Source organism: Fluviicola sp. (assembly GCF_030151805.1).
Taxonomy (GTDB): Bacteria; Bacteroidota; Bacteroidia; order Flavobacteriales_D; family Crocinitomicaceae; genus Fluviicola.
In genome coordinates, this window is record NZ_JASLCN010000372.1 from 1 (window position 1) to 9432 (window position 9432).

A 9432-nucleotide genomic window follows, 5' to 3' on the forward strand; every position below is an offset into this window, starting at 1 on the left:
GTTTGCGGATTCCAATTTGGTGTATGCCCAGAAAGTCGGTTATCCGTATGACGTAACGAATGCGCTGGAATTGCTATACAACTGCGCAAAACTGAGTGGTGAGTACGAAAGAGCCCTGGTGGTTTTTGAAGATCTGTCGAAAATGAAAGACAGCGTGGTGAAAATCCAGAATGCGCGTGCTTTGAGCCAGCTGGAAGAGAAATATCACCGGGTAAGGAAAGAAAAGTCCGACGCGGAATACGAACAGGACAAACGCCTGCTTCAGCAGCAAAAACAAATCGGGAACCTGAAATGGCGCCTGATCCTGGTGGGAAGTATCATTTTTGCCCTGCTTGCCGCTTATGTTTTAATGGTTTTCCGACAAAAATCCATCAAGCAAAAACAAAAAAGACTGGAAATACAGCAGCGTTTAAATCGTGCGCGTATCAACCCGGATTTCATTTACAATGCCTTGAACCAGCTTCAAAACGAAAACATCAATCAGGGAGGGGATTATAAAAAACAAATTCAGTCATTTTCCAAACTGCTGAAACAGGTGTTGGATAGCACGCATGACGATTTCATGACGCTGGACCGTGAGATAGAGTTTCTAACCTTCTATTTGACGCTTCAAAGAGACCGTTCGAAACAAGCCTTCGATTTTTCGTTTGAGATCGATGAGAACCTGGATCCGACGAATGTTTGTTTGCCGACCATGATCCTGCAACCTTTTGTTGAAAGCACTGTTTTGGAAGGGTTTTCGAACCTGAACCGCCGCGGAGAATTGAAACTTCGTTTTTCATTAAAAGGATTGAACGAATTGGCAATCGTTATTGAGGACAACGGGAAAGGATTGAAAGCCATCGATTCTTCCAGGGCTTCTGAAATCATCAATGACCGTCTTTACTTGTTGAATAAGCTCAACAAAACAAGTTCTTCCTACCTGATCCGCGAACGGTCGGGCGGCGGTGTTTCAGTAGAGATTTTCATTCCGCTGATCACGAAAGCTTATGCAGACGAACTAAAGAAAGAAGGATTCTGATCAGGGCAACTGATTCTGTTTCATTTCTGCATCCTTCAACTCAATCAAATGACGGTAATGGTTTTGTAATTCCACCTGTGAACGAATGACTGCTTCATGCCCGCTTGCTTCCTTGTAGCTATTCTTCTGCATTTTGTCTATGATCCGTGCTTTTTCACGATCACCCCATTGCATGGCGAAAATAAGCTTGATCTGTTCCTGGATGCTTTTATCGAAAATCGGAGCCCCGACTTCAATACGTTTGTCCAGGTTTCGTTCCATCCAGTCTGCGGAAGTAATGAAATAAAGCGGTTTATCGTTGTTCCCGAAAACTAAAAAGCGGGTGTGTTCCAGGAAACGGTCCACGACACTAAGGATTTCAATATTCTGACTCAAGCCTTTAATTCCGGGAATCAAACAACAGATTCCGCGAACCAATAATTTGATCTTCACACCGTTTTGAGAAGCTTCATACAATTTGTCAATCAATTGCGGATCTACCAAATTGTTGATCTTAATATGAATAAATGCCGGTAAGCCCTTCCTGGCGTTCTTCGTTTCGTTATTGATCAGGCTGATGTACTTTCTACGCGCATTGATCGGTGAAACGATCAAGGTCTTGAACTGATGATTGTGAAGTACGTGTTCCATCATATGAAATACCTCATGCACTTCCTGGGCAATTTTTTTGTCGGCGGTGAGAAGGCCTACGTCCGTATAAACCTGAGCTGATCGTTCGTTAAAGTTTCCGGTTCCGATGTAAGTGATCAGCTGTTCTTTTTTGTCGGAATGGCGTTTGATCTGGATGAGTTTGGAATGAATTTTCAGATGTTCCGGCCCGAAAAGCACTTTTGCACCTTCTTCCTTCATTCTTTCAGACCAGAACAAGTTGTTTTCTTCATCAAAACGGGCTTGTAGTTCCAGCACGACGGTCACTTCTTTTCCGTTTCTTACGGCGTTTACCAGGGCGTTCATTACTTGTGAATTCTGAGCAACGCGGTAAATATTGATCTTGATTGACGAAACTTTCGGGTCAATGGCGGCCTCACGCAATAAATCTACGAGGTGATCAAAGCGCAGATAAGGATAATGAAGCAAAACATCTTTTTCCAGAATCACTTTGATGAGACTGTGCTGTTTGTGAAAACTGGGATGGTCTACCGGAGTATAAGTCGGATAAACGAATTCTTTGTTTCCGAAATCCGGAAATTTCATGAAATCTTTGAAGTTGTGATACTTTCCTCCGGCAATGGTGTTGATTCCCGCTGTCAGATTCAAACTTTTGATCAGCATTTCCAGCAAATCCTGCGGCATCCGGTGGTCGTAAACCATGCGAACCGGTTCTCCTTTTTTCCGCTGTTTGATGCTTTTTTCCATTTTCTCAATAAAAGACATGGATACATCGTCATCGAGGTTTAGCTCGGCATCGCGGGTAAATTTGAAGGTAAAGGCTTCAATCGTATCAAAAGAGAAAATAGGGAAGATATCTGCCAGGTTCAAACGGATAATGTCATCAATCAGAATGACACCTTTTCCTTTCTCTGATTCCAGGATGTAAAACCTTGAAACACGGTTGGGAACTTCGATCAATGCAAAGCGTGCTTTTCGTTTATAATCCCATTCCATGCGCACAGCAAGGTAAATTGCCTTATCTCTTAAGCGGGGAAAGGGCATTTTTTTGTCCAGCAAAACCGGAACGATATCATGAATAACGGAAGAAAAAAAGTAGCTTTTCAGTTCTCTTTTTTGCTTGTCGTTGACGGTTGTTTCATCGTAATGACGGATTCCGTTCAGTTTGAGTTTGTGAAGAATGGAAGCGTAGGCATGTTCAAATTTGCGTTGCTGTTTGATGACCACATTCCGGATTTCTTCGAACAATTCTTCCGATGTTCCTTTGTAGCCTTCTACTTTTTGATCACCAACCTGAATCATGCGCTTGATGTTCGCTACGCGCACACGGTAAAACTCATCCAGGTTGTTGGAGTAAATCCCCAGGAATCGTAAGCGTTCTACTAACGGAACTTCATCATCCAGGGCTTCTTGCAAAACGCGATCGTTGAAGGAGAGCCAACTTAATTCACGGTTAAAGTATTTCATTGAAGAATGTTTGTTTTTTGATGCGTGCGTTTCCTGACTCTTTACCATGTTTATTGAATATGGTGGCAAACTTAGCACCATGCTTTTTATTCTAAGTTAATAAATTTTTGAGATTGTGTTAACAGAATAAAAAAAGGCAATCCGCCCTGGACTGCCTTCATTTTTTGCAAGCTGAGAGTTAGTAAAAAATAATTATTCAGAACTCCTTGGTTCTTTGATAAAAATAGTGGAAAAATCTAAATTCTCCAATGAATTTGTCTTAAAATTTCGAACCCTGGAATTGATCATCGTAATGAAATCATCGTTTGTAAGTGGAATAACCACCGCATCGTCTACGATCTGCTGGTCGCATGCTACCATGATATCCATACGTTTTTGCGGATCCTGTTCTTTGTTCAAACGGTTGTACAGATCGTCAAATTTCGCACTTCTGTATTTGAAAGGATTCATAAATTCCGAATCCATGTTTGCATATTTTCCATAGAAAATGCTCAGGAAACTTTCTCCGTCCGGATAATCGGCAATCCAACCCGAAACCCACATGCTGGCCTTCCCGGATTTGACATAGCGGTTGCGTTTTTCGAAATCAACCAATTCTACGGATGCCGAAATGCCGAGGTTTTCTTTTAATTGCTGCGCAATGCCTTTTGCCAGTAAGTGGTTTGCGGCATCTTTGTTTCCACTGACGTAGATTGTCATAACCGGGAAACCGTTTCCATTCGGAAAGCCGGCCTGAGCAAGCAATGATTTGGCTTTTGCAACATTGTAATCAGGTCCTTTCACCCGATTTGCAGGAAAAAACTCATTGTTCGGAATAAAACCGTTCAAGACCGGATATCCTTCACCAAGCAGGGTGTTGTTGACCAAAGTAACCCGATTGATGGCATGATTAATGGCTCTTCGGACACGAGCGTCTTTAAAAGCAGGGTGTCTTTGGGACATTCCCAAAAAAGTAACCGAGAAAGATTGTTTGGAGTCCACTTTGTGCTTCACTGTTTTTCCTTCCTGAGCCTCTTGCAGCGAACCTAGAATGTTATCTACTTCTTCTGTGGGAATTTCCAGCACAAGGTCTATTTTTCGCTCTCTGAAGGCAATGAGTTCACTGCGTTTGTTTTTGGTATAACTCAATGCTATTTCTGCCAGGAACGGAAGCTGATTTCCGAATTGATCCTTTGCCCAATAGTTCGGATTGCGTTTCAATTTCAGTCCTTTTCCAGAGAAATCTTCGAGCATGAAAGGCCCTGTTCCCACAGGATGGTTTTTGATGTCGTTTTTATACTGATCGTAAGCTTCTTTCGGGAAAACTCCGAAACCGGAATACGTGAGTAATTTGTCGAAACCGGCAAATGCTTCTACGAGGTCAATCTGAAGTTTGTATTTGCCCAACACTTTGATTCCGGAAACTCCACCGGCTTTCAATTGTGTCTTCGTGGCGTCGTTATAAGCCGCTGCACCAACAACGCGGTCGTGGAGCATATAACTGACTTCATTTATTTTCAATCCGCTGCAAGCCATGTCGAGCGTAAACTTCACATCATCTGCAGTTAATTCGCGGCCTTCTCCGTCCAAACATTCGTCCGGGTGGAAATAAACGCCTTTGCGAATGGATAAGGTATAGGATTTGCCATCCGGTGAAACGCTGAAACTTTCTGCGACGGATGGAATCACTTTTGATCCGGATGCATCGAGGCGTAAAATAGGATCAAAAATCTGGGAAGTAATTCGTTGTGTATAAAGAGTTGTAGCTTGAAGAGGAAATAATGCTTCTATTTTTTCAGAAGACATGAAGCGAAATTCACCTCCATACCTGGCACCTCCGATGGCTTTCAGATCCTCCACATTTACCGAATCATCCGAACATCCAGCAAAACCGAAAGCAAGCATGGAAACAAGAACGAGCTGTTTAAACATAGTAAGTATGTTGTAGTGATTTACAAAAATAACATTTAAAACAAATTGCGCTAATCCTGAAGAAATATACTAAAGTAAGCTTTTTTCAGGCAGTCACCCCTTAAAAAGGCAAAAGCCCCATAATTGGAGCTTCAGCATGTTGGTTTAATAAGAGTAGTTTATGTTGGTGTAACATAAGTTGACTCAAATATAGTACTTTTTGATTAAACGGTATCGATTATTAAAAATTTTTTTAGTAGCCAATTTTACTCCTAACTCGATTTAGTGTTTCCTGAGCAATCAATCTTGCTTTAGAAGCTCCTATTTGCAAGGCTTTATCAATTTGAGATTTATCCGCCATCAATTCGTTGTATTTTTGTCTTTCGGCAGAAAATTTCGTTAAGATCAACTCCAAAAGCGCAGTTTTAGCGTGTCCGTAACCAAATCCACCAGCCAGGTACTTACTTCGCGTACTTTCAATTTCTTCAGGTGAAGCCAAAAGACGGTATATTTTGAAAATATTGCAGGTATCCGGATCTTTCGGTTCTTCCAATCCTTTACTGTCTGTTACGATGGACATGACCTGTTTTTTCAATTCCTTTTCAGGCAAGAAAATATTGATAATGTTGCCCCTGGATTTACTCATTTTCTCTCCATCTGTTCCGGGAACGATTTCCGTGTTTTCATCAATGCGTCCATCCGGAAGAACAAACGTTTCTCCCATCTGGTGATTGAATCGGGAGGCAACATCCCGTGTAAATTCAAGATGCTGCAACTGATCTTTCCCCACCGGAACCAACTCAGCATCGTAAATCAGGATGTCGGCTGCCATAAGCATCGGATAAGTAAACAAACCCGAATTTACATCTTCCAAACGGTCCGCTTTATCCTTGAAACCGTGCGCCAAACTCAATCTTTTGAAAGGAAAGAAACACAACAAATGCCACATCAACTCCGAAACTTCCGCTACATCACTTTGTCTGTAGAACGTTGTTTTTTCAGGATCTACTCCGCAAGCCAACCAGACAGCCGCAGTAGAATACGTGTTTTCACGCATGATTTCGGAATCTTTGATCTGAGTCAAAGAGTGTAGATTCGCTATAAAAAGAAAAGACTCATTTTGAGGATCTTTCGACATTTTAATAGCAGGTAGGATCGCACCGAGCAAATTCCCCAAGTGTGGAGTGCCCGTACTTTGAATACCTGTAAGAACTCGTGACATTTGAATTGTTTTTTAGCGAATTTACTAGTTTCTCTTCGCTTAATCGAATGAATTACTTAGAATTTCGAGATTGCCCGGTTTTTTGTTACCGAATTTTCATTGGAAGCGTTATTTTTGAGAGGTGAAGCAGTTCCTGGGAGTCTTGAGTTTGTGTTATAAGTTATACGTCGGGCTGATCTTCGTAGCGACCTTGCTATTTTTCTACCCTTTTATCTACATTACCCTGAGCCGCGTTTCCTGGAGGAAATGGAGTTTCCCGATTAATGTGGTCTGGAGTTTTACAGTTCGGATTCTGGCTTTGATCTGGGTGCATCGCATTCGAAAAGTGAAACTTCCCAAAGGACCGTATCTGATTGTTTCCAATCATACGTCGTATTTCGATATTTTCATCATGTATTCGCTGTTGCCGCGTCATCGTTTCCTCTTTATGGGCAAAAGTGAAATATTGAGTTATCCTTTGATGAAAACCTTCTTTAAGAGATTAAATATTCCTGTTTATCGTAAAGATCGGATCAAATCTGCGAAATCGTTTATCCAGGCGAAGAATGCAATCAAGGAAGGTTGGTCGATCGTGATCTTCCCGGAAGGAGGAATTCCGGATGATGATTTGCCGCAAATGGCTCCATTCAAAGAAGGAGCGTTCAAATTGTCCAAGAATGCCCGGATTCCGATTGTCCCGATTACTTTTCTGGACCACCACCACATGTTCTCTGATCCCGATCAGGTTTTAGGATATGCACATCCCGGAATTTCTCGGGTGTATATGCACGATATTGTTTCAGTTGAAAAACAAAACGGAATGTCGGAAACAGAATTGTCCGATTATGTATTTGATGTTTTGGCCGGACCTTTGAGACAAAGAGGTTTAATGAAGTAATCGAGAGCAATTCAGGCAAATTTTGTAATTTTGCAACATGGAAAAAATTTCAGAAGAAACAATTGATCACATTGCACATCTGTCAAGACTGCGTTTTGAAGGAGATGCGAAGGTTGCTATCCGTGAAGATTTGGATAAGATTATTGGCTTTATGGGGAAATTGTCTGAGATTCCAACCGATGATGTGGAACCGTTGATTTTTATGAGCGACGAAGTGAATGTGCTTCGCGATGATGAGCCTGAAGTAACGATCACACAGGCAGAAGCATTGAAAAACGCACCGAAGAAAGATTCGGATTACTTCCGCATTGCAAAGGTGTTGGATAAGTAATCCTTATCTGAAAATCGTTTCGTTTTCTTTCCTGTTATAACTGGAGTTCAACTGTTCGTTATTGATACTTCCATTGAATTCATTGCTGTAATAGACCTGATCATCAATCAAAATTTTCAAACGCATTTTGGTCGGATAGTTTCCGGTGTATTGGGCAATTTTAAAAAGATAACTTTCATTTTTTTTGAGTCGCGCAAATGAATAATTATTTCCACAGTCGCTGTGGATGAAATGCTCCAACGAAATCCAGTTTCCTGCGGAATCCAATGCCTGTTGGACAGCTACCAACTTGCCATCTTCGATTTGAATTTCTATTTTATCTTCCCCTTTGTAATCAATCCTTACCTGGAATGCAGGAATGTTTCGGCATCCTCTGTAAACAATAGTATCTGAGTATCCGCCGGGATAGGTTTCCACAACGGTCTCCTTAGGAAAAATGTGACAATAGAATTCAAAGCTTGCTGGAGTTAACGTATCTACAGTAACAGTTACATTTTCGGTTGATTGTATCGAGGAAGAAGTTGCTGATACAAATTTACCAGATTCATTAGCGGCAAAGAGATTTTCTTTGGTATTCAGGGTATTGGTTTCTTTCTGTGCAAAAACAGAAAAAGACATCCATAAAAGGCCGATTAGGATGCTGATTGATTGCTTCATCTTAACCTCTTCTTGTTTTTCGTCTTTCACCGGAATCAGCAATAACGGCATTTTCCGGAGGAAGCGGTTTTTTTTGCGGACGTTTCGGAATAAACGGATTATTCTGTGGCATTTGCGTAATTCCTGTTTCGAAATTTGTGGTATCCTCTTCGGGCTGATCTTGAGACAAAGGAATTTTTGGGAATGGGCCAGGTAAGTTAATCCCCAATTCATCGAGAAGATGTTCATCAATAAGCATAACACTACCACCAATGAATTCTCCGAGACCAAATAGAAAAGAATCAAGAACGATTGTTTCACTTTTTTTAGAATGAATCGGTTTTTGAACAGAATCAACCGCTGCTTCTAAGGTTGAATCTGGCTCTGCAACGGCTATGGAAACCAACGAATCAACCTGTTCGGTTTTAACCGGAATGGAATCCGTTTCTGTTTGCGCGAATATGAAATCAACGCCCAGGAAATCTTGTCCGAAGCAAATTAAAAACACAACCAAAAACTTTTGCCAGGAAGGAATGGCAGAAATCAGTAAATTCGGATCAATTTCAATACGAATACGTTCCACCTGGTGAACCTGGAAGCGGCCGCACAGGTTTTCTCCTTGTTTATCTTTCAGGAAGGTTTTGATTTCATCATCCGATTTTGAACTGAAATCAATCACACTCTTTTGACACGACTGGCAAAAACGTCCAATAGCATCAGCGGGCATGGAATCCCAGTTTTCTGAACATGGATTAGTGAGAACAATTTTAGCGCGATTTGGTGTCATAAACGGTTTAAGTTTCCGGTTCTGTTTTCGAAGGAATAAAGAATAGTTGATTCAGAAGGGCCTAATTAGCATCACAGGCTGTTGAGTGAATATTTAAATTGGAAAGATGAATAACAGATTTTAAAAATCCCCAACCTGTCGAAACAAATTGGGGATTTCATTATTTTTCTATTTCTTATTTAAGAACGAATCGCCTTAATTCCCGGCAATTCAATTCCTTCTAAATATTCTAACATGGCTCCACCACCGGTAGAAACGTAGCTTACTTTATCAGCTAATCCGAATTGATTGATCGCAGCAACAGAATCACCACCGCCAATCAATGAAAATGCTCCTTTTTCGGTTGCTTTTACGATGGATTGAGCTACTTCAGCAGTTCCTTTCTGGAAATTGCTCATTTCAAAAACACCCATCGGGCCGTTCCACAAAATCAATTTGGAATTTTCAATGATCTCCGCACACGCTTTGATGGATTCAGGACCAACGTCCAATCCCATCCACCCGGAAGGAATAGCATTGATCGGAACCAATTGTGTACTTGCGTTATTATCAAATTTATCTGCAACAATCGTATCTGTCGGGATGTATAGAT

The 9432-nt window shown here is 41.3% G+C and carries 9 protein-coding genes; 3 read left to right on the forward strand and 6 right to left on the reverse strand.

Annotated features, from left to right (window positions below; all coding sequences use genetic code 11):
• A partial coding sequence (locus Q1V93_RS14115; protein WP_300665560.1) for a histidine kinase occupies positions 1-1021 on the forward strand: 1021 nt, incomplete at its 5' end.
• On the opposite strand, the gene ppk1 is transcribed toward Q1V93_RS14115, so the two are convergent.
• From ppk1 to trpS, 3 genes are all read right to left on the reverse strand, one after another.
• Complete coding sequence (gene ppk1 / locus Q1V93_RS14120; protein ID WP_300665562.1) at positions 1022-3097, reverse strand: polyphosphate kinase 1; 2076 nt, start codon at positions 3095-3097, stop codon at positions 1022-1024.
• Positions 3098-3289: 192 nt separating this feature from the next.
• Positions 3290-5008, reverse strand: coding sequence for an ABC transporter substrate-binding protein (locus Q1V93_RS14125; RefSeq protein ID WP_300665563.1), 1719 nt, complete (start codon positions 5006-5008; stop codon positions 3290-3292).
• Between the two features lie 232 nt (positions 5009-5240).
• Positions 5241-6209, reverse strand: coding sequence for a tryptophan--tRNA ligase (gene trpS / locus Q1V93_RS14130; RefSeq protein WP_300665565.1), 969 nt, complete (start codon positions 6207-6209; stop codon positions 5241-5243).
• A gap of 121 nt (positions 6210-6330) precedes the next feature.
• Between trpS and Q1V93_RS14135 the strand changes: the two genes are divergently transcribed.
• Positions 6331-7086 carry a lysophospholipid acyltransferase family protein gene (locus tag Q1V93_RS14135; protein ID WP_300665566.1) on the forward strand — a complete coding sequence of 252 codons (756 nt, stop codon included), beginning with the start codon at positions 6331-6333 and terminating at the stop codon, positions 7084-7086.
• 37 nt (positions 7087-7123) lie between these two features.
• A complete protein-coding gene (gene gatC / locus Q1V93_RS14140) occupies positions 7124-7417 on the forward strand; it encodes an Asp-tRNA(Asn)/Glu-tRNA(Gln) amidotransferase subunit GatC (protein ID WP_300665568.1) in 294 nt (97 codons plus the stop codon).
• Positions 7418-7420: 3 nt separating this feature from the next.
• On the opposite strand, the gene Q1V93_RS14145 is transcribed toward gatC, so the two are convergent.
• From Q1V93_RS14145 to pgk, 3 genes are all read right to left on the reverse strand, one after another.
• Entirely contained in the window at positions 7421-8074 is a 654-nt protein-coding gene (locus Q1V93_RS14145) for a hypothetical protein (protein WP_300665569.1), read from the reverse strand.
• Between the two features lies 1 nt (position 8075).
• A complete protein-coding gene (locus Q1V93_RS14150) occupies positions 8076-8840 on the reverse strand; it encodes a hypothetical protein (protein ID WP_300665570.1) in 765 nt (254 codons plus the stop codon).
• Positions 8841-9019: 179 nt separating this feature from the next.
• The coding region (gene pgk / locus Q1V93_RS14155; RefSeq protein ID WP_300665571.1) for a phosphoglycerate kinase at positions 9020-9432 on the reverse strand (413 nt) is incomplete at its 5' end.